Source organism: Streptomyces sp. NPDC059452 (genome assembly GCF_042750035.1).
GTDB lineage: Bacteria > Actinomycetota > Actinomycetes > Streptomycetales > Streptomycetaceae > Streptomyces.
Map to the genome: position 1 here is coordinate 13,709 of NZ_JBHYVE010000048.1, position 23,882 is coordinate 37,590.

The window sequence follows — 23,882 nt, forward strand, 5'->3', positions numbered from 1 at the left end:
AGTTCTCCCCCGTGCGTCGTACGTGGTGCGCGTCCGGCACTTCTCGTCACCGGACCTCTTGTCAGACTAGTTGCGGGGCGCGCCGGTTCGGAAGCGAGAGGGCGACGGGGCCACCCGGGGACTACCGGGCACCCCTTACGGCAACGCCCGGCACAGCGCGTCCAGCGCACCCGCCCACGCGCTCTCCGACGGCGAGCCGTAGCCGATCACCAGTGCGTCGCGCCCGGCCGGGGCGTCGGGGTGGCGGTAGCGCGAGAGGCCTTCCAGCGCCAGGCCCTGGAAGGCGGCCGCCTGGATCACCGAACGCTCGGTGCCCGCGGGGAGTTCGAGGACCGCGTGCAGCCCGGCCGCGATACCGCTGACCTCGATGTCGGGCGCGTGGTCGGCGAGCGCCGCGACGAGCTGGTCGCGGCGGCGCCGGTAGCGCAGCCGCATGGAACGTACGTGCCGGTCGTACGCCCCCGAGGCGATGAACTCCGCGAGCGTCAGCTGCTCGACGGTGCCGGTCATCCAGTCGGACGCGCCCTTCACCGCCACGACCTCCTCCACCAGACCCCGGGGCAGCACCATCCAGCCGAGGCGCAGCCCGGGGGCGAGCGACTTGGAGGCGGTGCCGAGGTACACCACCCGCTCGGGGTCCAGCCCTTGCAGAACCCCCACGGGCTGCCGGTCGTAGCGGAACTCCCCGTCGTAGTCGTCCTCCAGGATCAGGCCCCCGGTGGCGCGGGCCCAGTCGACGGCGGCGGCCCGCCGGTCCGGGTGGAGCGGTACGCCGGTGGGGAACTGGTGGGCCGGGGTCAGCAGGACGGCCCCCGTACCGCGCATCGCGGCCAGCTCCCCGGTGCGGGCGCCGAGGTGGTCCACCGCCAGGCGGGGGGTGCGCAGCCCGGTGCCGGTGAGGAGGTCGCGGTGCAGGTCGAGGCCGTACGACTCGACGGCGAGGTCCCGCACCCGGCGGCGGCGCAGGACCGCGCCCAGCAGCGTCAGCCCGTGGACGAAGCCGGAACAGATCACGATGCGTTCCGGGTCGGCGTGGACCCCGCGCGAGCGGGCCAGGTACTCGGCCAGCACCGTACGCAGTTCGGGCCGCCCGCGCGCGTCGCCGTAGCCGAACGCCTCGTCGGGCGCGGCGGTGAGCGCCTTGCGGGCCGCCCGGAGCCAGGCGGTGCGGGGAAAGGAGGAGACGTCCGGGGAGCCCGCTTTGAGGTTGTGGCCGGTACGGGGACGGGCGGGCCGGGTACGGGCGGCCACCGGCTCGGCCCGCCGCGGCGCCGACCGCTGGGCCACCCGGGTCCCCGAGCCCTGCCGGGCGGTGAGCCACCCCTCGGCAACGAGTTCGGCGTAGGCGTCGGCGACGGTGTTACGGGCGATGCCCAGGTCGGCGGCGAGCGCCCGGGAGGACGGCAACCGGGTGCCAGGCGCCAGCCGCCCCGTGCGCACGGCCTCCCGCAGGGCCTCCATCAGCCCGCTGCGCAGCCCCGTACCGAGTGGTTCCAGATGCAGGTCGGCGCCGAAAGTGGCCCAGGAATCCGTCATGGGAATGGACCATAGCCGTGTGCCACCGGGGCCGTGGCAAGCTGCCCGGCCTACGCCCCGTCCCTGCCTCCCTGACTCGGTGTGTGACGAGCCTTCATCACGCGTGGGGGGCGGCAGGACTCAAGCGGCCTGCAGCGTCCGCGCCCGTTCGGTGAAGTCGGCGACCAGCGGGTGCCTGCCGAAGGGGATCATTCGACGCTGTACGTCCTTCACGGCCTCCACGCTCCGGGACGAGCGAACCTGTCGTGCCAGCTCCACCGTACGGATACCGGTCGCGTGGGCCTTTTCGAGGTCCCGCCGCTGAAGGTGGGACACGGCGAGTGCCGCGTGGGACATGGCCCCACGGCGGGCCCGGTTCTGTTTCCTCGCGTACTCGATCGACGTGCGCGCGTGCTCCGCGCTGTGGTCGGGTTGGTCCACGTCTCGGAAGGTGTTGGCGTGTTCCCCGTGCAGGTAGGCGCCGTCGATGAACTTGGCCCACTCGGGCCTTTCGTCCGTGACGCGCGCGAAAGCGGCCTCGGACTTGATCACTGCCCGGGCAGTGCCTCGCTTGTCCCCGAGCACCGCGAGGGCCCGCGCCTCCAGTGCCCACAGGTCGGCGAGGCAGGCCGGCGACTCGACGTTCCGCAGACCGTGTCGTCCGGCCTGGGCAAGCCGACGTCCCTCGGTGGGGTCTCCGAGCAGCGTTGCCTGGTCCGCCATGCCCGCGAGCACGTGTGCGCCGAGCGGCACGTCTCCGGACTCCTCGGCAAGCCTCAGCGCCTGGATCAGGTACCGCTGGGCCGTCCCGTGCTCGCCGTTGTCGAAGGCCATCCAGCCGAGCAGGTACGTCTGTTCCGCGGCCGCGCTGCACAGGGCTCGGCGGACTTCCTCTGTGTACGTGCGGCGGAGCAGGGGGTAGACGTGCTCGTTCATGTACGCCGTGAGAACCAGGCGACCGGAGCCGCCCCCCTGCATCACGTCCATTTCCTGGAAGTGACCGAACATGTTCTTCACATTGGTCACGTCCCCCAGCCGGACGCGAGGACCAGATTCAGGCTCCTGGTCAAGGACATTGAGCAACCAGTCACGCGACGGCCCCACGCCTGCCGCTGCCACGAACGGCGACGCGGCGAGAAACTTCCTGCGGTCCATGTCCGCTCTCCCTAGCTCGGTCACTGACTCGACCGTCTCTTGAAAAGATGGGCTGTAGGTCAACGGCCGGTCAAGGTCGGGCGACTCGCCGAAACCGAGGTCGTACGTCGTCACCCGGTAGCCGCAGACGTCCGAGAACACATCGGCGATGACCCTCTGGAGCATCGGGTCGCGCGGGGTGGTCCCCTGTAACCACCTGCGTACAGCGGTCGCATCAGGGCTGATGTGCCCAAGTCCATGGCGACGAGCCTTGGTTGCGATCTTCCGGGCCAGCTCCCCCTGGGAGAAGCCCGTACGCTCGAACATGTCTGACAGATGCTGATTACCGCGCATCGCCCCAGCATCGCCCATCCTCGCGCCCCCTTCCCGTGCCTGAACCGAGTGCCAGGGTTTGCCACCCTTCCTGACGCTACCCGCATGCCCGCCCTGGCGGTCCTCTTGGAGAGAACCCGCACCAGGAAGGGGCCCCGATGGCCGACTCCACCTCGAGCATCCGAGACCTGCTGTACGACTCCGAGGCCGAGGCAGTTGGCGAGTTCCGGGGGATTGCCGGCCCGTACTGGTCGCTACGGCCTGTCTGCGGCGGGCAGGAGTGGGAAGCCGCACCCGAGAACGTACGCCTCGCGGACACCACGGAACGGCTGCACGCCGCAATCACCCGCGCGAACGCCCGAAGCCGGGGTGAGGTGCTGTGAATCCGGCACGCTTACGGGCACAGCTCGCCCTCGCCGTGGGAGCCGTGGAAGTCCGGTTGCGGCTCGGCTTCCCCCGCCTCATGTGGGCGCTCACCCTCCGCCCGCCCGAGCGTGACCAGCCGTTTGCCGAGCTGGTCCGCATCGAGTCGGGCTCCGCCTACCGGGCCCTGTTCTTCGCCGAGTTGGGCGCGAAGCACAAGACGGCGGTGGACGAGCCACACGCGGCGGCGGGCGTGCTCCGTTGCCTGGTCGGTCCGGCGCGTTACGCCGTGGATGTGACCGTGACGGACGGGCGGCGCGTGACTTCGCTCGGCGGTGGCACGTTGCCGAACCGACGGCTCGCCATACGGTGGCTCCGCAGGCAAGCGCTTCGGCTCGCGGACGGCCACGGGCACGACATGCCACCCGGCGCGCTACGCCTCCCGGCCAGAGACGTGGACCCGGTCGTCTTCCACGGCTCCGACGCACCGGAAAGGCTGCGGTCCTGGGCCGGTGACGACGAGTGCCAGAACGACGCGATACGTGCCCTGGAATCCGGGCTGCCCGCAGTCCTCACCGTTACCGACCCCGCTGTCGGGATGCACGTCACCCTCGCGGGGTGGCCCGTCCGGTCGACGCTGGCCGTGGGCGACACCCTGCCTGACGGATCGCCCCGAACTCCGCTGTCTCCCGGGTGACTTGCTCTGCGGCAGGAAGCACGCGGCGCTACCCCGATCGGCTGCTGACGACAGCAGTCGGCCAGCCCTCACCACACCCCGCCACGCAGGAGGTACACCCGCATGACGACGCTCATGGAATGGCCCACCCGCGAACCGCTCGCCGGTATCCAGTCCCTTGAACTGGAGATCACCGGAAAGTGCCAGCTCAGTTGCACGCACTGCCTTTCCGAATCAAGCCCGCAGGCATCACACGGTGAGATGGCGGCGGCTGACTGGCTGTCGGTCATCATCGACGCCGCGTCGCTCGGCATCCGTAAGATCCAGCTCATCGGGGGCGAGCCGACCGCTCACCCGAACTGGCGGCAGTTCACCGAAGCGGCGCTGTCGCTCGGCCAGAACGTCGAGGTGTTCTCCAACCTGTTCCACGTACGGAACGAGTGGTGGGAGGTGTTCGCCCGTACCGGTGTCACGCTCGGGACGAGCTACTACAGTGACGGCCCTGACGAGCACGACAGGATTACGGGGCGCGCGGGCAGCTACGTCCGTACACGCAAGCACATCCAGGAAGCCCTCGACCGGGGGATCACCCTCCGGGCGGGGATCGTGGGAATCCTGCCGGAGCAGCGGGTCCAGGAAGCGCGGTCCGAGCTGATCTCCATGGGAGTGGCCCCGGGCCTGATCAGGATGGACCGGGCCCGCGCGGTCGGGCGCGCCCTGCTGCCGGGGCAGCGCCCGGCGCTGGATGAGATGTGCGGACAGTGCACCCGTGGCCGCGCCTCGGTCCTGCCGAACGGGGACCTCGCCGGTTGCGTACTCTCCCGCGACTTTCCGGCGGGCAACGTGAGGGAGGCCCGACTCGCCGAGCTGCTGGGCGGGAAGGGATGGAAAGACCTCACGGCGCGTATCCCCGCCCCCGTCCGGAACGCCTGCACCCCCAACGACTCCAGCGACTGCAACCCGGCCTCGACCACCGCGTGCAGCCCCAAGTACTGAGAGGCCGACCATGGATTGGGAGAAGGAAGCGGGGCGACTCGCCGACCGGGTGGCGGACCCGGGTTCCCGATGGCTCGCTCCCGTGGCGACCGTCCCCCGTCACGAACTGGTCCCACGATGGTGGGAGGCGGACGACGCGGGCACGTGGGTGCTCCGGAACGGCACGGACGACCCGGCAGCATGGGCCCGAGCTGCGTACAGCGACCGGTCGCTGGTCACTCGGGTGGGCCCCCTGCACGCCGACCGGGCCGGGCCCGGCGACCGCCCCGAGGGGCTGCCCACCTCCTCCGCCACGCTGCCGAGCCTGGTCGTACGGATGCTGCGGCACGGGCGGCTCGGCGACGGCCTGTCGCTGCTCGACCTGGGCACGGGGGCCGGCGGGCTCACCGCGTACGCCTCCCGCCGCATCGGCGACCGCCAGGTGACCAGCCTGGATGTGGACCCGTACCTGACCGAGGCGGCGGGTGGGCGGCTCGCCGCCATGGGGCTGCACCCCACGTTCGTGACGGCTGACGCGACCACGAGGGTTCCGGGGACCTACGAACGGATCGTGTCCACCGTCGGGCTGCCCGCCGGTCCCGGGCTCCGTCCGGTCCTCGCGGCCCTGGTGCCGGGTGGGCGCATCGCGACGACCATCGGGCGGACGTCCCTGATCGTGACCGGGTGGAAGCACAACGACGGGAACGTGGTGGGCGTGGTCGAGCGGGACACCGCCGGTTTCATGCTCACCCGGTCCGGTGACGACTACCCGCCCGGCCTCACCGAACTGTTCGCCCTCGCCCGGACGAGCGAAGGGGACTCCACCGGCACCGGACGCTATCCCGTGGTGGACGTGGCCGAAGCGTGGGAACTCCGGTCCATGCTGGAAGTCACCACCCCGGGAGTGGAATCCGCATGCGAGACCGACGGCGAGACCCTCACCGCCTACCTGGTGCACCCGGACGGTTCATGGGCCCGAGCGACCGGGCAGTGGACCGATCCGCCGGAAGTGCACCAGGGCGGACCGCAACGGCTCTGGGGAGCGTTGGAGCGCATCCGGAACCGGCTGAACACCGAAGGGTCGTTGCCCTTGCTGGGAGCGCGGGTGCGCATCACGCCTGATGGCGTGGTGCACCTGTCCCGTGGCGGTTGGCACGGCTCTCTGGGCGGCCGATAGGACCGGCCCGGCTGCTTCGAACCGGAAGCAGGTGAGTGGAGGCGGCCGTACCTGTGCGCTCCCGCTGTCGGCGGTAGCCGGACGGGGTTCAGCCGACGGCTCTGCCTCAGCGTGTCCCGCTGTGACTGAGAGAGGTACGTCAATCACTGCGGGTTCGCAGCTCACGTGCCCGCCGCCCCAGCGAAAGGTCATCCCGTGAAACAACTCGTCGCACGTCTGTGGCGTTTGCTCCGTGGTCCCCTGCAATGGCGGATCCTGTGGTTCGCGCACGCCAAGTTCATGGTCGGCGTAACAGGGGTCGTCCGCAACGACGCAGGCCAAGTCCTGCTGCTCAAACACCGTATGTGGCCTGCGGAACGCCCCTGGGGGCTGCCCACCGGCTATGCGGTCAAGGGTGAGGAATTCCCGCTGACCATCGTCCGGGAGGTGAAGAAGGAGGAGACCGGACTCGATGTGAAGCCCGGTCGCCTGGTGAACGTCGCAAGCGGCTACAGAACCCGTCGTCGGTCCGAAGTGCTGCACGCGCTTGGTGCGTTGCGGGCCAACGCGTCCGATCTCACGGCGAGACACCCGGACCACACCATCAGAGGAGTACGACCGTGAGTGAACCGCACATCCTGCTGAGCGGCGGAACGCTCGCCCTCGCGATGCCCCGGGCGGACATGCTGCCCACGTACCACGCGTGGGAGAACGACGCGGCAACCGTTCTCGGGTACGGGAACCAGTGGCCGCAGGCGTGGGAGGTTCGCGCCGCCGGGTACGAGCGTCAGCGGGGCAACGACCGCTTCCAGCAATTCGAGGTGGTCCGGCTGGACGACAGCACGCCCGTGGGCATGACGGTTCTGGAGGTCAACCCGTTCGTGCGCACGGCCGAGTTCGTCATGGTCCTCGCCCCCGAGCAGCGCGGGAAGGGCCACGCGAGCGAGGCAACGCGGCTGACGCTGGACTGGGCGTTCCACCTTGCCCACCTGCGGGCGGTGTGGCTCAAGGTGCTGGAGCCGAACAAGGCCGGAGCCCGCGCGTACGAGCGGGCAGGGTTCCGCCTCGCCGGGCGGCTCCGCCGTTCGGGGTTCTGGCTCGGCGAACCCGTTGACGAACTGATCATGGATGCCGTCCCCGAGGACTTCCCCGGAAAGTCCGCTGTAGCTGCCGCGCTCGGTAGCTGACCCTCGGCCCACTCATGCACGAGCCCCGTCCATGGGCTGCCCCATGGCGCATGGACGGGGCTTCGCACTGTCCCGACACCCACGAAAGTGATCGAACGCACCGTGCTGCAATGCACCGCCGTCACCGGAACACCGATCGTTGAAGCGCTCGTTGCCCTTGCCGACATGGAAGAGGGCCCCGACGATCCGCGGGAAGCCCTCGCCCGGGACTTCCTGTTGTGCGAACTCGGCGAGCATGACGAGTCCACGGAGCACGCCGCACACCTGTGTGCGGCCGAAGGCCGGTACGACCGGGACCTGTGGTTCATGTGGGCCGGAAGCGAAACTCACCGGGTCTACCGGTTCGCCGCCCTGTCCCTGTGCCCGGCGACCCTCCACGATTTCGACCGGGGCTCCATCAGGCAGTGCCTGCTCTTCTTCGGCCACCGTCCCCGTACCCATTCCTTCCATGTGACGGACCCGCTCGGCGCCCTGATCACCGAAGACACCGACGAATCATGACGGTCCAGGAGGCCACCCGAACCATGAACAAGTGCACGTCCGTTGTGTTCCTGGCATCTCCCGACCACGTCGTTTCCCTGTTCGCTCCCGTGCACCGTCTGGAATCCCGATATGTTCTCTGCGAACTCGGCGAGGACCACGACGACGACCACGCGGGCATGGTGTGGGATGAGGGCGGACGGCCCGGCAGCGCCGTTTGGGCCCGGTGGAACAGACAGGACGTAAAGCTCGCGTCGCTGTTCTGGTGCCCCGCGCTCACCGCCGAGGAGAACGCTTGCGGGCTGTTCGCCGACCACTCGTCCGCACACGCATGGGACGTGACGGACCCCACCTTGGAAGCGCTCAAACAGGAGTTGGCGAAGGGACGTCCGCACCTGTTTTCCGAGTTCACCGAGGAAGGCGGGGATTAGATGATCAATTCCAAGGGATCGTCCGCCCCCGCAGTCGAAGCCGACGTCACCACAGGCTCCAGCGACCGTGTTACGGGAGGGGATGCCCAGGGCCGCGACAAGGACCCGGAAGGACGGCAAGTGGCCCAGGAATCCGTCATGGGAATGGACCATAGCCGTGTGCCACCGGGGCCGTAGCGTCGTTCCCATGACGACACACACGCACGGCACCCACACCCACGGCACCCCCGCGTACGCCCCCGAGCATCCCGCCCGGCTGGCCTGGGCCGAGCTGGCTCCCGAGGTCTTCAAGGCGATGGTCCGCCTCGACGCGGCCGCCCGGAAGGGGCTCGACCCGTTGCTGCTGGAGCTGGTGAAGGTCCGGGCCTCGCAGCTCAACAAGTGCGCGTTCTGCCTGGACATGCACTCCAAGGACGCCCTCGCCGCCGGGGAGAGCGTCGAGCGGATCGTCCAGTTGAGCGCCTGGGACGAGTCGCGGCACTTCTACACGGAGAAGGAGATCGCGGCGATCGAGCTGACGGAGGCGATCACCGTCCTGACCGACGGGTTCGTCCCGGACGAGGTGTACGCGCGGGCCGCAGCCCACTTCGAGGCGGCCGAACTGGCCCAGCTCATCGCCGCGATCACGGTCATCAACGCCTGGAACCGCTTCGGGGTCACCACCCGGCAGGTCCCCGGCCACTACACGCCCGGCGACTTCAAGTAGCCGCACCGCAAGAACTGACGGCCGCACCCTTGAGGAGAGCCCCATGACCGAACCGGTCTCCGTCTTCCGCGCCCTGCACCACGGCCGCGCCCCCGACGATCCGCTGGTGCTGCCCGGGCCGTGGGACGCGGCGAGCGCGCGGGCCCTGGAGGAGGCGGGGTTCCCGGCGCTGGCCGTCCCGAGCGCGGGGGTCGCGGCCGCGCTCGGCCACGAGGACGGGCACACCCCGGCCGATGAGATGTTCGCCGCCGTGGCGAGGATCGTCCGCGCGGTCTCCGTACCGGTGTCGGCGGACATCGAGGCCGGGTACGGGCTGGAGCCCGAGGAGCTGGTGGAGCGGCTGCTGGCGGCGGGGGCCGTCGGCTGCAACCTGGAGGACTCGGTGGACGGGGTCCTGGTGGACCCGGCCCACCAGGCCGACCTGCTGGCCCGCTTCCGCGAGGCGGCGGGCGGGCGGCTCTTCCTGAACGCCCGGGTTGATGTCTATCTGCGTGTGGCGCCCGCCGGTACGGACCGGGAGGCATCCGCCGGTACGGCCCCGGAGGCCGGCACCGGTTCGGACCGGGAGGCGTCCGCCCGTACGGACCGGGACGCGGACGCCGTCGACCGGGGCCGGCGTTACGCGGCGGCGGGTGCCGACTGCGTGTACCCGATCGGCGCGCCGCCCGAGGCGCTGCCCCGGCTGGCCGCCGCCGTTCCCGTACCGCTGAACGCCCTCGGTACGCCGGACTCCCCGGCCGCCGTGCGCCGCCTGGGCGAACTGGGCGCGGCCCGGGTCACGTTCGGTCCCGCCCTCCAGCGGCTGGCGGTGGCGGCGGCGCGGGAGGCGGCGGAGGGGGTGCGGTAGGACCTGCGGACGGACAGCGAAGTGCCCCGGCGGCGGCCTGCGCGGGCTGCTGCCGGGGCACTCTTCGTGCGGTGCGTACGGGTCGGTCAGATCAGGCCGAGCTCGCGGACCGCGTCGCGCTCCTCGGTGAGCTCCTGGACGGAGGCGTCGATGCGCTTGCGGGAGAACTCGTTGATGTCCAGGCCCTGGACGATCTCGTACTTGCCGTCCTTCGTGGTGACCGGGAAGGACGAGATGATGCCCTCGGGGACGCCGTAGGAGCCGTCCGACGGGATGCCCATCGAGGTCCAGTCGCCGTCCGCCGTGCCGTTGACCCACGTGTGGATGTGGTCGATCGCGGCGTTGGCGGCCGAGGCGGCCGAGGACGCGCCACGGGCCTCGATGATCGCGGCGCCGCGCTTGGCGACGGTCGGGATGAAGGTGTCGGCGAGCCACACCTCGTCGTTGACGACCTCGGCGGCGTTCTTGCCGGCGATCTCCGCGTGGAAGATGTCCGGGTACTGGGTGGCCGAGTGGTTGCCCCAGATCGTCAGCTTTTTGATGTCGGAGACGGCGGCACCGGTCTTGGCGGCCAGCTGCGAGATCGCGCGGTTGTGGTCCAGGCGGGTCATCGCGGTGAAGCGCTCGGCCGGTACGTCCGGGGCGGCGGCCTGCGCGATGAGCGCGTTGGTGTTGGCCGGGTTGCCGACGACGAGGACCTTGATGTCGTCCGCCGCGTTGTCGTTGATCGCCTTGCCCTGCGGCTTGAAGATGCCACCGTTGGCGGCGAGCAGGTCGCCGCGCTCCATGCCCTTGGTACGGGGGCGGGCGCCGACGAGCAGGGCAACGTTCGCACCGGCGAAGCCGACGTTCGGGTCGTCGGTGATCTCGATGCCCCGCAGCAGCGGGAAGGCACAGTCGTCGAGCTCCATCGCGGTGCCCTCGGCGGCCTTGAGGCCCTGCGGGATCTCCAGGAGGCGCAGGTTGACCGGCACGTCCGGGCCGAGCAGGTGGCCGGAGGCGATGCGGAAGAGCAGCGCGTAGCCGATCTGGCCGGCAGCGCCGGTCACGGTGACATTCACGGGAGTGCGGGTCATGGCGGTCTCCGTTAGACAGCTGGCGGTGGGGGTCCCGGCCCCTGGTGCCGGACCCTGGTGCGGGAGACCCCTTCGCGCCCCGACGCGTCTTCCGACGAATCTTGACGTGAAGAGATATCCGGCGGTCAGGCTATCGGACCCGGGCGGGCCTGCCCGCCCGGCCCCCTGTGGCGCCGCGCACAACCGGTCACCCACCGCGTGCGGGGCGCCCGCCCGGGCCTCAGGTGGTGCACCCCTTCGTGCCGGAGGTGAGCGTGGCGCAGGCCTTCGCGTCGGCGGCCTTCTTCACCGCGACCATCGGCGTGTACGCGTCCGTGTCGCCCATGACCGAGCTGTTCTGCCCGTCCGCCTCCACGCCCGCGGTGATCGTGATCTTGTCGCCGAGGCCCGCCTCGGTGAGCCGGGCCCAGGCGGCGGAGCAGACCTCGCTGTACCGGACCTCGACCTTGCTGCCGCCGACCACGGTGCTCGACACCGTACGGGCGTACTCACCGCCGCAGCCCATCGCCTCCGGGTCCTGCCCGGCGCACTCCTCGCCGTTGCACTCGACGCCGACGGGCAGCTCCGGGGCGGCCGTGGTGGGGGCCGCGGTCGGGGGCGCGGTGGCCTTGGCGGGGTCGTCGCCGCCCGGGGCGAGCAGCAGCGCACCGACCACGACGATCAGGGCTCCGGCCGCGCCGACGAGGAGCATGCCCACCTTGCGGCGGCCGCCGGGGGCCTTGCCTCCGCCGGGGGTCTTGCCTCCGGCGGGGCGGGCCGGCTGCGGGCCGCCCGGCTGCTCCGGGATGTGCGGGGCGGCGTTCGGGGCGGAGCCGCGCTGGGCCGGCACGGTGGGCGTACGGCCGTCGGCGGGGGCGTAGGTGTGGGGGCCGGGGGCGTTGGGGCCGTTGGGGCCGTTGGCTTCGGGGCCGTAGCCTCCGGGACCGTTCGCTTCGGGGCCGTAGCCGGTGGGTTCCTGGGTGCCCTGGCCCTGGCCGTCCGGGCCGTAGCCGCCCGATCCGGTGGCAGTGGGGACCCGCGCGGTCGAGCCCGCCGCGCTGTGGCGGCCGCCCGCGGACCGGCCGGGGCCGGACCTGCCGCCCGGCGCCGGGGACTTCGGGCCCGCCGGGCCCGTCGTGCCGAGCTCGCCGAGGGCCGCCCGCGCCTGGGTGATGCGGATGGCCTCCATCGTCATGTCGTGGCGCATCTCGGCCCGGCTCCAGGCCCGCTCGGCCAGCTCCCACATGGTCGTGAGGTGGTGCTGCGGGGTGTCCGTCACCTCGGCGAGGGCCACGACGGCCCCGCGCGGGGGGAGCAGCCGGCCGTTGAGATACCGCTCCCAGGACGTCTTGCTGTATCCCGTGCGGTCGGCCACCGCGTTGATGTGCAGCCCGCTGCGGTCCACGAGCCTGCGCAGCTGGCTCGCGAACTCCCGGATCTGCGGGTCGAGCTCTTCGGGCAGTGCCTTCCAACGAGGCATTGCGTTCCCCCCTAGTGTTCCCCCGGACGTGCTTGCTGTGCCCCGCCGCGGCCGGTCCCACCGGCCGGTGCGTCCCCCCGGACCACTCCGCTGTCCGTCCGTCGCTCCGTCGTTCCGTCGCGGACTACTCAGCTGGACTACCCAGGAGGATGCGCTGTGCCAGGGTGTCAGTTCCTGACGAGGGGGCGCACGGGAGCATCCGGACTATGAGCGCGCACCTTCGCGCGCCCCGGTCGCTGCTCAGCCTGTCTCCGTGCGCCGTGCCAGTCTGCCATCGTTGCGCGGCGTTCACACCGTGCCGGAATGGTCACTTCCGTGCCACAGGCCACACTGGCCCCTTGTCCCGCACTTCCCCGCCCCCGACGCTGGAGTCGGGACGGGGCAAGGCCGCTCATTCCGCCGTATACCGGGGCTCTTCGCCCCGAAGGCCCCGAACCGCACCGTCCGTCCCTCCTCGGGGGAGGGGACGGGCGCCCCCGGGTGGACACCCGTTGTCGTGAGGTGTCCGCCCGGGACGGTTCGTCGGCCCCCGGAGGACCGGAGACCCAGAGCCCCGGAGACCCGGAGACCCGGAGACCCGGAGACCCGCTAGCGGATCGTGAAGCGGACCGCGTCCTCCACGATCGGGACGTCCAGCCACGGCTTCGGCTGCGCGACCAGGGCGAGCAGCACGATCAACGTGCCCATCAGCCCGTACGTGACCAGGTCGGTGAAGCGGGACCGTACCGCGAGCATCCCGACCGACGGCACCACCCACCGCAGCACCGCCCCGGCGATCAGGGCCGCGCCGATCAGGATGGTTCCGATCCGGAACGCCTGGTCGAACGGGTCCAGGGCCACGATCAGCAGCCCGACGCCCGCCGTGCAGAGCACGGTGAGAAGCGGCCACTGCCGGGCCGGGGCGGGCGCGTCGCCCGAGGCGGCCCGGCCGCCGCCCTCGGGCCGGGCGGTGTCCCGCGTGAACAGCGGAAACCGCCGCGACCTGCGGGGCGCGGGCGCCGGGCCGGCCGCCTCGGAGACCGTACTCCCGGCAGACCCGGCGGACGTACTCCCGGCAGACCCGGCGGACGTACTCCCGGGCCGCTCGGAAACCGTGCTTCCGGCCGCCGGCTTGGCGCCCGCGCTTCCGGCCGCCGCGGCGCCGTTCCCCTCGACGGGGTCCGGCCCCTCGGCCTCCCGGTCCGCGGGCGCGGGACCCACCGGACTCGTACCAGCGCCCATGGCGTTCCCTCCGGATCCGGCCGTCAGCCCGCGGCGGCGGCGTCGGCGGCCTCGGCGGCGGTCCGCTCGGCCGCCTCCACCACGTTGACCAGGAGCTGGGCGCGGGTCATCGGGCCGACCCCGCCCGGGTTCGGCGCGACCCAGGCCGCCACCTCGCGGACGCCCGGGTGCACATCCCCGGCGATCTTGCCGTCCTCGTCCCGGCTGACGCCGACGTCGAGCACGGCCGCGCCCGGCTTGACGTCCTCGGGCTTGACCAGGTGCCGCACCCCGGCGGCGGCGACGATGATGTCGGCCTGGCGCAGGTGCGAGGAGAGGTCCTTGGTGCCGGTGTGGCACTGGGTCACCGTGGCGTTCTCGGACTTGCGGGTCAGCAGCAGCGGGATCGACCGGCCGATGGTGACACCGCGTCCGACGACCACGACGTGCGCCCCGTTGATCTCCACACCGTGCGCGCGCAGCAACTGGACGACGCCCTGCGGGGTGCAGGGCAGCGGGCCGGTCTCGTTGAGGACGAGCCGGCCGAGGCTCATCGGGTGCAGCCCGTCGGCGTCCTTGGCCGGGTCCATCAGCTCCAGGACGCGGTTGGTGTCGATGCCCTTGGGGAGCGGCAGCTGGACGATGTACCCCGTGCACTCCGGGTTGGCGTTCAGCTCCCGGACGACGTCCTCGATCTCCTCCTGGGTGGCGGTGTCGGGGAGTTCGCGCTGGATGGAGCCGATGCCGACCTGGGCGCAGTCGCGGTGCTTGCCGTTGACGTACCACCGGCTGCCCGGGTCGTCCCCGACGAGCAGAGTCCCCAGGCCGGGAGTGATTCCCTGCGCCTTGAGGGCCGCCACACGGACGGTCAGATCGGATTTGATCGCGGCAGCGGTGGCCTTGCCATCGAGAATCTGGGCAGTCATGGACCCATCCTCGCGGATGACCCCGCCCGCATACCAATTGCCTGAACAGCCGCTGTGGCCGAGATTGCACTTGCACAACGTCTGGGGTGCCGGGGTGGACAAACACAGGTGCCTCTTATAACGATGAGGGTCGCGGTTGTACGGGGGGTGGGCCGCTGATGTCGTCCTTCCTCCGTGTGGCCATCCGTCCCCACACGTCTGTTGAAGGAACACCCCTATGAGCTTCGGCGACCCCAACAACCCGTACGGGCAGCAGCCCGGCCAGCCTCCCCAGGGACAGCCGCAGGGACAGCCCGGTTACGGGTATCCCCAGCAGGCTCCCCAGGGCGTTCCGCAGCAGGGCTACGGCTACCCGCAGGCACCGCCCCTCCAGGGCGGCGGCTACGGCTACCCGGGCGGCCCGGTCGAGATGCCGGGCGGTGTGAAGGCAGCCCGGATCATGCTCTTCGTCCTGGGCGGTCTCCAGGCCATCGGCGCCCTCGTCATGGTCCTGGGCGGCGCCTGGCTGAGCGACGAGCTGTCGAAGTCCGGTGCGTACGGCGAATCCAGCCAGGACGCGGTCAACATCGGCATCGGCATCTTCGTGGTGTTCGGCATCCTGACGCTCGGCATCGCGCTCTGGGCGATCCTGACCGGCGCCAAGTTCTCCTCGGGCGGCAACGGCATCCGCATCTCGGCGATCGTCTACGGCTCGGTCGTGACGCTCTTCAGCGTGATCAGCCTCTTCTCGGCGAACATCTTCGCGCTCGTCAGCATCGCGATGGGCGTCCTGATCATCGTCTTCTGCGCCCGGCAGGACGGCGCCGCCTGGTTCCAGCGTCCCCGCCACTGACACACGGCCCGCACGGCCCCGGTCACCAGCACGGGGCCGTGACGCCAGGGACCGTAGCGCTGCGCAGCACAGCGCAGAAAGGCCGTAGCACCGACCTGCCCGCGGGCGAGCCGGTGCTACGGCCTTTCTGTCGTCACGGCCTTTCTGTCGTCACGGCCGTTCCGGCGGCTCCGACGGCTCCGGCGTCGTCCGCTCCATCACCACGAAGCTCCCGCCCCGGTGCTTGAGCCGGTAGCGCGCCTCGGGGTGGAGCTGCTGGGCGTACGCCACCGGGTCCTGGATCGGGCGGGCCCAGCCGAAGTCCAGGTTGATGGCGACGATGTCGGGCGCGGTGCCCGGGGCGCCCCCGATCCAGTAGACGGTACGGTCCGAGGTGAGGTGCGCCATGAGCGTGATGTCCGTCTCGACCCGCGCCCCGACCGGGATGGCCTTCAGCGCCGCCCTGGCCGCATCGCTGCGGGCGTCGCCGACGGCGCTGTAGGTGTCCGGGCGCAGCAGATCGCGCAACGGCAGGTGCTGGGTCATGGCGACGGCGATCGCCACGGCGACCGGGACGGCGACCCTCGCGTACGAGGCGAGCCAGGGCCGGTCCGACGCGCGGCTGCGGCGGACGCCGTCGGCCATCGCCAGGAAGAGCACCGGCATCAGGATCGCGCTGTAGTGCCAGACCATCCCCCAGTGGTTGCTGTCCTGCGAGAGCAGCCGCCAGCCGAGGGTGGGGACGATCAGCAGCGTCAGGGGCGAGCGCAGCGCCATGAAGGCGGTGATGCCGATCAGGAAGACCAGCATCTCGATCTTGACGGCGGAGTTCAGGACGCCGAGGACCGAGTCCAGCATCGAGACGTCCTGCTCGCCGTTCTTGTCGATCTTCTGCCAGTAGTCGTACGTGCCCGCGCTGCTGGCCGCCGGGATGAGGACGACGAGGGTGACCACGAAGGCGGCCACCCCGAAGGCGGCGAGCAGCGCGCCCTGGAGGCGGCGCCCGTACACGAAGAGCAGGAAGCCGACGACGGCGACGGTGGCACCCAGGTCCTCCTTGACCAGGACCAGTGGCAGCGACCAGAGGACGGCGGCCGTCCACCGCTTCAGGAGCAGCGCGCGGCAGACGAGGGCCAGCAGCGGGACGGCGAAGGCGATCTCGTGGAAGTCGGACTTCACCGCCTCCTGGATGCCCCAGGAGAGCCCGTACGCGACGGTGACGCAGAGCCCGGAGCGGCCGCCGAGGAGCTGTTGCGTGGTGCGGCCGACGATGACCGCGCCCAGCGCGAAGAACGCGGCCTGGGCGAAGAGGAGGGACTCGGCCGAGGGCCAGATCCAGTACAGCGGGGCCAGCAGCGCCACGATCGGGGAGAAGTGGTCGCCCAGGATCAGATAGCCGGGGCCCTTGATGTCGACGATCGGGGCCCTGAGGTCCGCGTACGCCCGTACCTCCTGCTCGAAGATCCCGAGGTCCCAGGAGGGCGAGCCGAACCGGGCGTACTGGAGGTAGGAGTAGAGGAAGTAGAGCCCGCACAGGATCGCGGCGACGATCAGATACGGCCGCAGGGGTACGCGTTCGGGGGCGGCGGCGCCCGTACCCGTGCCCGGAGAACCGTCCGCGGGGCGGGCGTCCGGCCCGGCTCCCTGGGCGGGCAGCCGTCCCGGCTCCGACCGGTCCGTTCCACTCTTGTTCAGCTCAAGCACGGTGACTGCCCCCGCTAGGGATTCCTGCTCTTCTTCGGATACGGCCGGGCCGCTCATCGGACACGGCCGTTCATTAGAACAGAGCGGCGAGGCGATTCCGTAGGACGGACACGATGGACACGGCGAACACGGCTCAGGCCGCACCCGGGTCGTGCCGGATGCGGCCTGAGCCGTACAGCTGCCGGTCAGTGGAAGAAGTGGCGCGTCCCGGTGAAGTACATCGTGACGCCCGCCTTCTTCGCGGCCTCGATCACCAGCTCGTCGCGGACGGAGCCGCCGGGCTGGGCGACCGCCTTGATCCCGGCGGCGGTGAGGATCTCCAGCCCGTCGGGGAACGGGAAGAACGCGTCGGAGGCGGCGTACGAACCGGCCGCCCGCTCCTCGCCCGCCCGCTCCACGGCGAGCTTCGCGGAGTCGACCCGGTTGACCTGGCCCATGCCGACACCGACCGAGGCGCCGTCCTTGGCGAGCAGGATCGCGTTGGACTTGACCGCGCGGCTCGCCTTCCAGGCGAAGGCCAGCTCCTTCAGCTCGGCCTCGGAGAGGGCCTCACCGGTGGCGAGCGTCCAGTTGGCCGGGTCGTCGCCCTCGGCCTGGAGACGGTCGGTGACCTGGAGCAGCGCACCGCCGTCGATGGCCTTGACCTCGGTCTCGGCGGCCGGGGCCTCGGGAGCACGCAGCACGCGGATGTTCTTCTTGCGGGCCAGCACCTCGACCGCGCCGTCCTCGTAGGCCGGGGCGACGATGACCTCGGTGAAGATCTCCGCGACCTGCTCGGCCAGCTCGACCGTCACCGGGCGGTTGACGGCGATGACGCCGCCGAAGGCCGAGAGCGGGTCGCAGGCGTGGGCCTTGCGGTGCGCCTCGGCGACGTCGTCACCGATCGCGATGCCGCACGGGTTGGCGTGCTTGATGATCGCCACACAGGGGTCGGCGTGGTCGTACGCGGCCCGGCGCGCGGCGTCGGTGTCCGTGTAGTTGTTGTACGACATCTCCTTGCCGTGCAGCTGCTCCGCCTCGGCCAGACCGCCGGAGCCCGAGGTGTAGAGGGCGGCGGGCTGGTGCGGGTTCTCGCCGTAGCGCAGGACGTTCTTGCGCGTGAAGGCGTCGCCCAGGAACTCGGGGAGGCCCGAGTCGTCGGCGGCCGCGTAGCCGTCGGCGAACCAGGAGGCCACGGCCACGTCGTAGGCGGCGGTGTGCTGGAACGCCTCGGCGGCCAGCCGCTTGCGGGCGGTGAGGTCGAAGCCGCCCGCCTTGACGGCGGCGAGGACGTCCCCGTACCGCTCGGGGCTGGTCACCACGGCCACCGACGGGTGGTTCTTGGCGGCGGCGCGGACCATGGAGGGGCCGCCGATGTCGATCTGCTCCACGCACTCGTCGTCGGACGCGCCGGAGGCGACGGTCTCCTTGAACGGGTAGAGGTTCACGACCACCAGGTCGAAGGGCTCGACGCCCAGCTCGGCCAGCTGCTCGCGGTGGGCGTCCAGGCGCAGGTCGGCGAGGATGCCGGCGTGGACGCGGGGGTGCAGCGTCTTGACGCGGCCGTCCAGGCACTCGGGGAAGCCGGTCAGCTCCTCGACCTTGGTGACCGGCACTCCGGCGGCGGCGATCCGCCCGGCGGTGGAGCCGGTGGAGACGAGCTCCACGCCCGCCTCGTGCAGACCGCGGGCGAGGTCTTCGAGCCCCGTCTTGTCGTAGACACTGACCAGGGCGCGGCGGATGGGCTTATTCACCGACATGACCGAGATGAACCTTTCGTCCCTCAATGCGATGACCGTCACGGGCGATCCGCCCCACGGCCTCGACGAGCAGCGAGCGCTCGACTTCCTTGATGCGTTCATGGAGGGCGGCTTCGCCCTCCGGGGTGTCCTCCTCGGTCACCTCGACCACGCCCTGCGCGATGATCGGACCGGTGTCGACACCGTCGTCGACGAAGTGGACGGTGCAGCCCGTGACCTTGACGCCGTACGCGAGCGCGTCACGCACTCCGTGGGCGCCGGGGAAGCTGGGCAGCAGGGCAGGATGGGTGTTGACGAACCGGCCACCGAAGGCGGCGAGGAACGCGGGGCCCACGATCTTCATGAAACCGGCGGAGACGACGAGGTCGGGGCGGTGCTCGGCCACGGCGGCGGTGAGCGCCTCGTCCCACTCCGCGCGGGTGGCGTGCTCCTTGAGCTTGCACACGAACGTGGGGATTCCGGCCCGCTCGGCGCGCTCCAGACCACCGGTCCCGTCGCGGTCGGCGCCGACCGCGACGATCCGCGCCCCGTACGCCGCCGGGTCGTCGCCGATGGCGTCGAGCAGGGCCTGGAGGTTCGTGCCGGAGCCGGAGACCAGCACGACCAGCCGGGCGGGAGCGGCGGAGGGGGGCGGGGAGGCCACGTCGGGGCCCTTTCTCACGTGATGACCGCGGGGTGACGCGAGTGCGGCAAGCTTTTTGTAGGGTCGTACGAAAGAATCGCTTCGCCCGATACGGGGAACCCTACGAACGGGCCGACCGTCAGCAACGATACCGGCACACCCGGCGGCCCCCACGGGACGGGGGCCGGGCCGACAGGTAGCGTCAGGGGACAGCGAGCCGTCCACCGGGCGGACGAACCGTCCTTCGGACGGACATGACGAGATGGGGAAGACGTTCACCACATGCCGGACCGACGCCGTCGCACCGCCTTCCGCCTCCCGTTGCCCGCGCGGGCCGCTCTGCTGACGCGGGAGCGCCAGTCCTCTTCGCCGGACTCCTCCCCGGGTTCCTCGCCCGCGCCCGGCTCCCCCGATTCCTCCGCGCCCTCCTCCTCACCGGATGCCCCCGCGAAGGCGGCCGACGACAATCCGTTCGCCGCGCCGCCCGCCGACCGGCCCGACCAGCCGTGGCAGCCGCGCCACCCCTCAAACTCGGACCCGGACTCCGGTTCGGGTTCCGGTTCTTCCGGTTCTTCCGGTTCTTCCGGTGAGGGTTCCGGCGGCCGCTCCTCCTGGGGCAGCCAGTGGAGCAACAAGCAGCCGGGCCGGGGCAACGGCGGCTTCGGCGGCCGCTCCGGTTCCAACGGTCCGGGCGGCAAGGGCGGCCCCGACGGCGGTCCGGCCGGTCCGCGCTGGGACCCCACCGACCCCTCGCAGCGGCGCGCCCGCTACGCACTGCTCGGCGGTATGTGGTCCGTCTTCTTCGCCCTCTTCGAGTTCTCGGAGATCGCCCTGCTGCTGGGCTCGCTCTCGGTGTACTGGGCCATCAGCGCGCTGCGCGCCGAGCCCAGGAGCCCGTCGGGGACGGACCGTACGGCGGTCGGCGGTACGGCCACGGGTTCGGGCGGCGCCTCGCCCGTGACCGCGGGCTCGGGCTCGGGCTCGGCCGCGCAGAACGGCAGCCGGCCCCAGACGACGGCGGCGATCAGCGGTCTGGTGACCGCCCTGCTCGCCCTGATCATCGTGATCACGACGTTCACCGTGCAGCTCGTCTACCGCGACTACTACACCTGCGTGAACGACGCCCTGACCAAGGTCGGGACAGTGGCCTGCAACGAGGAGCTGCCGAAGCCGCTGCAGCCGTTCTTCGGCGTCAAGGAGTAGCGCCCGGGCGGTCCGTGCCGTCGGTGCGGTCCGCGAGGTCCGTACGGTCCGCGCCTTCGGTACGGGCCGCGCGGCCGGTGCGCAGGGCGGTCGGGACACGGGCGGGGAAGTCGGCCATCAGCCCGCCGGAGCCCTGCTTGAGGGAGGCCCACCGGGCCTCCCTCGCCTCTTTCTCGTGCCAGGGGTCGGTCGGCAGGAAGTCGTACGGTTCGATGCCCGCGTCCTCGGCGGGCGTACCGTCCTCGGGGTCCGTACCGTCGACAGTCCCCTCGGCCTCGGCCGACGCGGCCGGGCTCTTCCGGACGGCCTCGTCGCCCGGGCCCGGGTGACGCTTGCGCCACGGTGCCCACCGGCGGCGAGGCTCGGCGTCGGCGTCGGCCTCCTTCTCGGGCTCGCGGAACGGCTCAGGACCCGGCTCGGGGCTCGGCTCGGGGCCCGGTTCACGGACCGGCTCGCGGCTGCCTGCGGGCTTCGGCATCTGTTCGGCGGGCGCCGACTGCCCCTCAGCTCCTTCCCGTACGCCCCGGGTTCCTTCCAGCCCTTCCGGTACGTCCCTGCGCCAGGCCCAGCCCGGTTCGCGCAGCCGCCACACCCGTAGGAGCAGGGCTACCGGTACGCCGATGGCCGCCGTCCACGCCAGCGCCGCCGGGCCCGTCAGCCACCACACGGGCCCGAACGCGGTGAGCGCCCCCGTCCCCAGCGGGCCGCCCGCCGCCGCCGTGAGCAGGGCGGTGGCGCCGCCGCACCCCAGGGCGGCGAGGGCCGTGACCAGCGCCGTCTCGCGCGGGCTCCAGGCCGAGGCGCGCGGAGCGTCGGCGGGGGCCGCCCGGCGTACGGTGCACCAGGCGACCGCCAGCGCGGCCACGACCGGTACCGCGAGCACCGCCCAGTTCGCCGGGGTCCCCGGGCCCTCGGCCGGTACCGCCGCGAGCAGCGGGAAGTGGGGCACGGCGGGGTCCCCGGCGAGGCCCAGCGGGGTGGCCGTGGCCCCCGTACCGAGCGCGAAGCCGGGCCCGAGCCCGTAAGCGGCGCCCCACAGCGCGGCGTTCGGGACAAGCGACACGGCGAGGAGGAGCACGGCGAACCGCCCCGACCAGTCGCCCGCGAGGGCCAGGAAGGAGTCCTGCGCCGCCTCCGCGTTCCGGCCCAGGGCCACCGCGACCAGCAGCGCACCGCCCCCGAGCAGCACCATCACCCCCACCGCCGCCGCCCGGCACGCGGCTTCGGCCCGGTTGCGGAAGAGGGTCCGGGCGACGGCCTCCTGAAGGACCAGGGGCGACCAGGACGGCAGCGGCCCGAACGGGCGCCCGGCCGCCGTCCACACCCCGGCCGCCGCCGCACCGGCCACCACCAGCGCCACCGGGAACGCCAGCGTGTCCGGGACCACGCGCAGCGGCCCGCCCCGCGCATAGGCCGCCGCCCCCGCCGCGACCAGCAGGTATCCCGCCGTCACCGCACAGAACGCCCCGGCCTGCGAGGGCCTCGGCCGCCCCTCCTCCGGCTCCGCCGCATCGCGCGCCGCCCGGTGCGCCAGCCAGACGGGGCCCGCCACGAGGAGCAGCGGCACCACGCCGACCGGAGCCGGAACCCCGCTGAGGGTGTCGGGCCGGACGAGTCCGGCGCCGTGCGCGAGCAGCCAGACCCCGGCCGCCGCGCGCAGCGCGCCCCCGGGACCGCTGTCGGGATGGGGCGAGCTGATCCACAACACCGTCACCAGCACGGTCAGCGCCCCGAGACCGAGCCCGGCGGCCACTCCGCCCCGTACGAAGGCGGAGGCCAGGGCCAGGGTCCGGGTCCGCTCGACCGGCAACATCGGGCCGCGTTCGGTCATTTGGGTCACGCGGCCCATGCTCCCAACGACACGCGCTTAATCCGCGTAACGCGCGAAGAGCCGCCGTGTCGCTCAATATACGTTTATGTACTTTTTCTACCGGTGCAGTGCTGCCGGGGGTCGTCCATGACCCGGAGCACCACCGATGAGGCCGCCGCGCCACCGCTGCCCTCCCCCAAGGAGCGCCGCAGACTGCGTGAGGCGAAGTCGTTGAGCGAGGAGCAGGTGGCGGCGGCCGTCGGGGTCACGCGCGCCACCGTGCGCTCCTGGGAGACGGGGCGCACGAGCCCGCGCGGACGCAAGCGCACGCTGTACGCCAAGCTCATCGCACCCGATCCGGAACCGGCCCCCGCCGCACGGCCCGAGGCCGTAGAGCGGACGGAGCGGAAGGAGCGGAAGGAACCGCCGCCTGAGGCCGTACGGGCGACAGAACAGAAGGAACCGTCGCCCGAGGCCCTACCGGCGACAGAACAGAAGGAACCGTCGCCCGAACCCGCGCTCCCGAGTGCGCCCGCTTCCACACGCCCCGCCCAGGAGAGCCCGCCCCCGGCCCCCGAAGCGGAACCGGAACTGGAACCGGAACCCGGCGAACCCGGCCTCTCCCCCGCCGAGGCGTTCGACGCGCTGTACGCCCACGCCGCCCCCGGCCTCGTACGGCAGACCTACCTCCTGACCGGCCGCCGCAGCCTGGCCCGTGAGTCCGTCGAGCGGGCCTTCCAACTGGCCTGGCACCGCTGGCCCGAGGTGGCCGTGGACCGTGACCCGGTCGGCTGGGTGCGCGCGGCGGCGTACGAGTACGCCATGTCCCCCTGGCACCGGCTGCGCCGCGTCCACCGGCACCCCGACGCCCCGCCCACCGAACCGGCCCGGCAGGCCCTGTTCGAGGCGCTGCTCGACCTGCCCCCGGCCTACCGGCGCACCCTGCTCCTCTACGACGGGGTCGGCCTGGACCTGCCGGAGACCGCGGCCGAGACGGAGGCGTCCACCCCGGCGGCGGCGGGGCGGCTGGAGGTGGCCCGGGCCGCCGTCGCCGCGCGGCTGCCCGAGCTGGCGGCCGCCGCGACGCCCGCCGAACAGTCCGAGCTGCTGCACGACCGGCTCGGCGGACTCGCCCGCGCCGAGCACGTCCCCGCCCCGGCGCCCGCACGGGCCGTACGCACCGGCAGCGAGAACAAGGCGCGGCTCTGGACCAGGGCCGCCATCGCCTTCGCCGCCCTGCTCATCGGCGCGACCGCGCTCACCCTGCACACCGCGCCCACGCACTACGAGCCGCCGATCTCGCCCCCCGAACGGGTCGGGGGCGTACCGCCGCGCGGTGGTCCGCAGAAGCTCACCCCGCAGGACCTGAAGCTCCAGAAGGCGCTGAAGGAGCAGTTGGCGCACGGCCCGGAACGGCTGGTGCCGCGCATTCCGTGAGCATCCCCTCGGCATTCCGTGAACCCGGCCGGTCCGGGTACGGAAACGGCGCGGGGGCGCCCCCCGCGGGGGGGGGGGGGGGCCCCGGCGGT

General features: G+C 72.0%; 23 protein-coding genes. 13 read left to right on the forward strand and 10 right to left on the reverse strand.

The window, feature by feature from the left end; all coding sequences use genetic code 11:
• Positions 1-135: 135 nt before the first annotated feature.
• Positions 136-1,536, reverse strand: coding sequence for a PLP-dependent aminotransferase family protein (locus ACFW9Z_RS34860; RefSeq protein ID WP_384647451.1), 1,401 nt, complete (start codon positions 1,534-1,536; stop codon positions 136-138).
• Positions 1,537-1,656: 120 nt separating this feature from the next.
• Positions 1,657-2,976, reverse strand: a complete 1,320-nt coding sequence (locus ACFW9Z_RS34865) for a transcriptional regulator (protein ID WP_384647454.1) — start codon at positions 2,974-2,976, stop codon at positions 1,657-1,659.
• A gap of 164 nt (positions 2,977-3,140) precedes the next feature.
• Between ACFW9Z_RS34865 and ACFW9Z_RS34870 the strand changes: the two genes are divergently transcribed.
• From ACFW9Z_RS34870 to ACFW9Z_RS34915, 10 genes are all read left to right on the forward strand, one after another.
• Positions 3,141-3,365, forward strand: coding sequence for a hypothetical protein (locus tag ACFW9Z_RS34870; RefSeq protein ID WP_384647456.1), 225 nt, complete (start codon positions 3,141-3,143; stop codon positions 3,363-3,365).
• Positions 3,362-4,042, forward strand: a complete 681-nt coding sequence (locus tag ACFW9Z_RS34875; RefSeq protein WP_384647457.1) for a hypothetical protein — start codon at positions 3,362-3,364, stop codon at positions 4,040-4,042. The genes ACFW9Z_RS34870 and ACFW9Z_RS34875 overlap by 4 nt, the downstream gene beginning before the upstream one ends.
• Before the next feature lie 102 nt (positions 4,043-4,144).
• Positions 4,145-5,017, forward strand: a complete 873-nt coding sequence (locus tag ACFW9Z_RS34880; RefSeq protein WP_384647459.1) for a radical SAM protein — start codon at positions 4,145-4,147, stop codon at positions 5,015-5,017.
• A 10-nt stretch (positions 5,018-5,027) separates the two neighbouring features.
• Positions 5,028-6,173 carry a methyltransferase domain-containing protein gene (locus tag ACFW9Z_RS34885; RefSeq protein WP_384647462.1) on the forward strand — a complete coding sequence of 382 codons (1,146 nt, stop codon included), beginning with the start codon at positions 5,028-5,030 and terminating at the stop codon, positions 6,171-6,173.
• A gap of 195 nt (positions 6,174-6,368) precedes the next feature.
• Positions 6,369-6,776 (forward strand): NUDIX hydrolase, encoded by a 408-nt coding sequence (locus ACFW9Z_RS34890; RefSeq protein WP_384647464.1) that lies wholly within the window; start codon positions 6,369-6,371, stop codon positions 6,774-6,776.
• Positions 6,773-7,339, forward strand: coding sequence for a GNAT family N-acetyltransferase (locus ACFW9Z_RS34895; RefSeq protein ID WP_384647466.1), 567 nt, complete (start codon positions 6,773-6,775; stop codon positions 7,337-7,339). The genes ACFW9Z_RS34890 and ACFW9Z_RS34895 overlap by 4 nt, the downstream gene beginning before the upstream one ends.
• Before the next feature lie 87 nt (positions 7,340-7,426).
• Positions 7,427-7,840, forward strand: a complete 414-nt coding sequence (locus ACFW9Z_RS34900) for a hypothetical protein (RefSeq protein WP_384647468.1) — start codon at positions 7,427-7,429, stop codon at positions 7,838-7,840.
• Complete coding sequence (locus ACFW9Z_RS34905) at positions 7,837-8,250, forward strand: hypothetical protein (RefSeq protein WP_384647470.1); 414 nt, start codon at positions 7,837-7,839, stop codon at positions 8,248-8,250. The genes ACFW9Z_RS34900 and ACFW9Z_RS34905 overlap by 4 nt, the downstream gene beginning before the upstream one ends.
• A gap of 187 nt (positions 8,251-8,437) precedes the next feature.
• On the forward strand, positions 8,438-8,956 hold the full coding sequence (locus ACFW9Z_RS34910; protein WP_384647473.1) for a carboxymuconolactone decarboxylase family protein: 519 nt from the start codon (positions 8,438-8,440) through the stop codon (positions 8,954-8,956).
• Positions 8,957-8,999: 43 nt separating this feature from the next.
• Positions 9,000-9,803 carry an isocitrate lyase/phosphoenolpyruvate mutase family protein gene (locus ACFW9Z_RS34915; RefSeq protein ID WP_384647476.1) on the forward strand — a complete coding sequence of 268 codons (804 nt, stop codon included), beginning with the start codon at positions 9,000-9,002 and terminating at the stop codon, positions 9,801-9,803.
• An 86-nt stretch (positions 9,804-9,889) separates the two neighbouring features.
• Here ACFW9Z_RS34915 and ACFW9Z_RS34920 read toward each other — a convergent pair whose 3' ends face one another.
• The 4 genes from ACFW9Z_RS34920 to ACFW9Z_RS34935 all read right to left on the reverse strand — a co-directional run bounded on the left by ACFW9Z_RS34920 (position 9,890) and on the right by ACFW9Z_RS34935 (position 14,464).
• Positions 9,890-10,879, reverse strand: coding sequence for a malate dehydrogenase (locus ACFW9Z_RS34920; RefSeq protein ID WP_384647478.1), 990 nt, complete (start codon positions 10,877-10,879; stop codon positions 9,890-9,892).
• A gap of 220 nt (positions 10,880-11,099) precedes the next feature.
• Complete coding sequence (locus tag ACFW9Z_RS34925) at positions 11,100-12,338, reverse strand: DUF2690 domain-containing protein (protein ID WP_384647480.1); 1,239 nt, start codon at positions 12,336-12,338, stop codon at positions 11,100-11,102.
• 588 nt (positions 12,339-12,926) lie between these two features.
• Positions 12,927-13,559: a DUF3017 domain-containing protein gene (locus ACFW9Z_RS34930; RefSeq protein ID WP_384647482.1), complete on the reverse strand. Its 633-nt coding sequence runs from the start codon at positions 13,557-13,559 to the stop codon at positions 12,927-12,929.
• Between the two features lie 23 nt (positions 13,560-13,582).
• Complete coding sequence (locus ACFW9Z_RS34935) at positions 13,583-14,464, reverse strand: bifunctional methylenetetrahydrofolate dehydrogenase/methenyltetrahydrofolate cyclohydrolase (protein WP_384647484.1); 882 nt, start codon at positions 14,462-14,464, stop codon at positions 13,583-13,585.
• A gap of 217 nt (positions 14,465-14,681) precedes the next feature.
• Here ACFW9Z_RS34935 and ACFW9Z_RS34940 point away from each other — a divergent pair, with 217 nt between their 5' ends.
• Positions 14,682-15,296 carry a hypothetical protein gene (locus ACFW9Z_RS34940; RefSeq protein ID WP_384647486.1) on the forward strand — a complete coding sequence of 205 codons (615 nt, stop codon included), beginning with the start codon at positions 14,682-14,684 and terminating at the stop codon, positions 15,294-15,296.
• 150 nt (positions 15,297-15,446) lie between these two features.
• Here the strand turns inward: ACFW9Z_RS34940 and ACFW9Z_RS34945 are convergent, their stop codons facing one another.
• From ACFW9Z_RS34945 to purN, 3 genes are all read right to left on the reverse strand, one after another.
• The gene (locus ACFW9Z_RS34945; RefSeq protein WP_384647488.1) at positions 15,447-16,979 is read right to left on the reverse strand and encodes a DUF2079 domain-containing protein; all 1,533 of its coding nucleotides are present in this window, start codon (positions 16,977-16,979) and stop codon (positions 15,447-15,449) included.
• Between the two features lie 185 nt (positions 16,980-17,164).
• Entirely contained in the window at positions 17,165-18,718 is a 1,554-nt protein-coding gene (gene purH, locus ACFW9Z_RS34950) for a bifunctional phosphoribosylaminoimidazolecarboxamide formyltransferase/IMP cyclohydrolase (protein ID WP_384647490.1), read from the reverse strand.
• Positions 18,705-19,361 (reverse strand): phosphoribosylglycinamide formyltransferase, encoded by a 657-nt coding sequence (purN, locus tag ACFW9Z_RS34955; protein WP_384647492.1) that lies wholly within the window; start codon positions 19,359-19,361, stop codon positions 18,705-18,707. Before purN ends, purH begins: the two co-directional genes overlap by 14 nt.
• A 261-nt stretch (positions 19,362-19,622) precedes the next feature.
• On the opposite strand from purN, the gene ACFW9Z_RS34960 reads away from it, so the two are divergent.
• Positions 19,623-20,543: a hypothetical protein gene (locus tag ACFW9Z_RS34960; RefSeq protein WP_384647494.1), complete on the forward strand. Its 921-nt coding sequence runs from the start codon at positions 19,623-19,625 to the stop codon at positions 20,541-20,543.
• Here ACFW9Z_RS34960 and ACFW9Z_RS34965 read toward each other — a convergent pair.
• Positions 20,533-22,374: a DUF6350 family protein gene (locus ACFW9Z_RS34965; protein WP_384647506.1), complete on the reverse strand. Its 1,842-nt coding sequence runs from the start codon at positions 22,372-22,374 to the stop codon at positions 20,533-20,535. The two genes, ACFW9Z_RS34960 and ACFW9Z_RS34965, sit on opposite strands and share 11 nt — an antisense overlap.
• A gap of 126 nt (positions 22,375-22,500) precedes the next feature.
• Here ACFW9Z_RS34965 and ACFW9Z_RS34970 point away from each other — a divergent pair, with 126 nt between their 5' ends.
• Complete coding sequence (locus ACFW9Z_RS34970) at positions 22,501-23,790, forward strand: helix-turn-helix domain-containing protein (RefSeq protein ID WP_384647497.1); 1,290 nt, start codon at positions 22,501-22,503, stop codon at positions 23,788-23,790.
• The last annotated feature ends 92 nt before the right edge of the window (positions 23,791-23,882 follow it).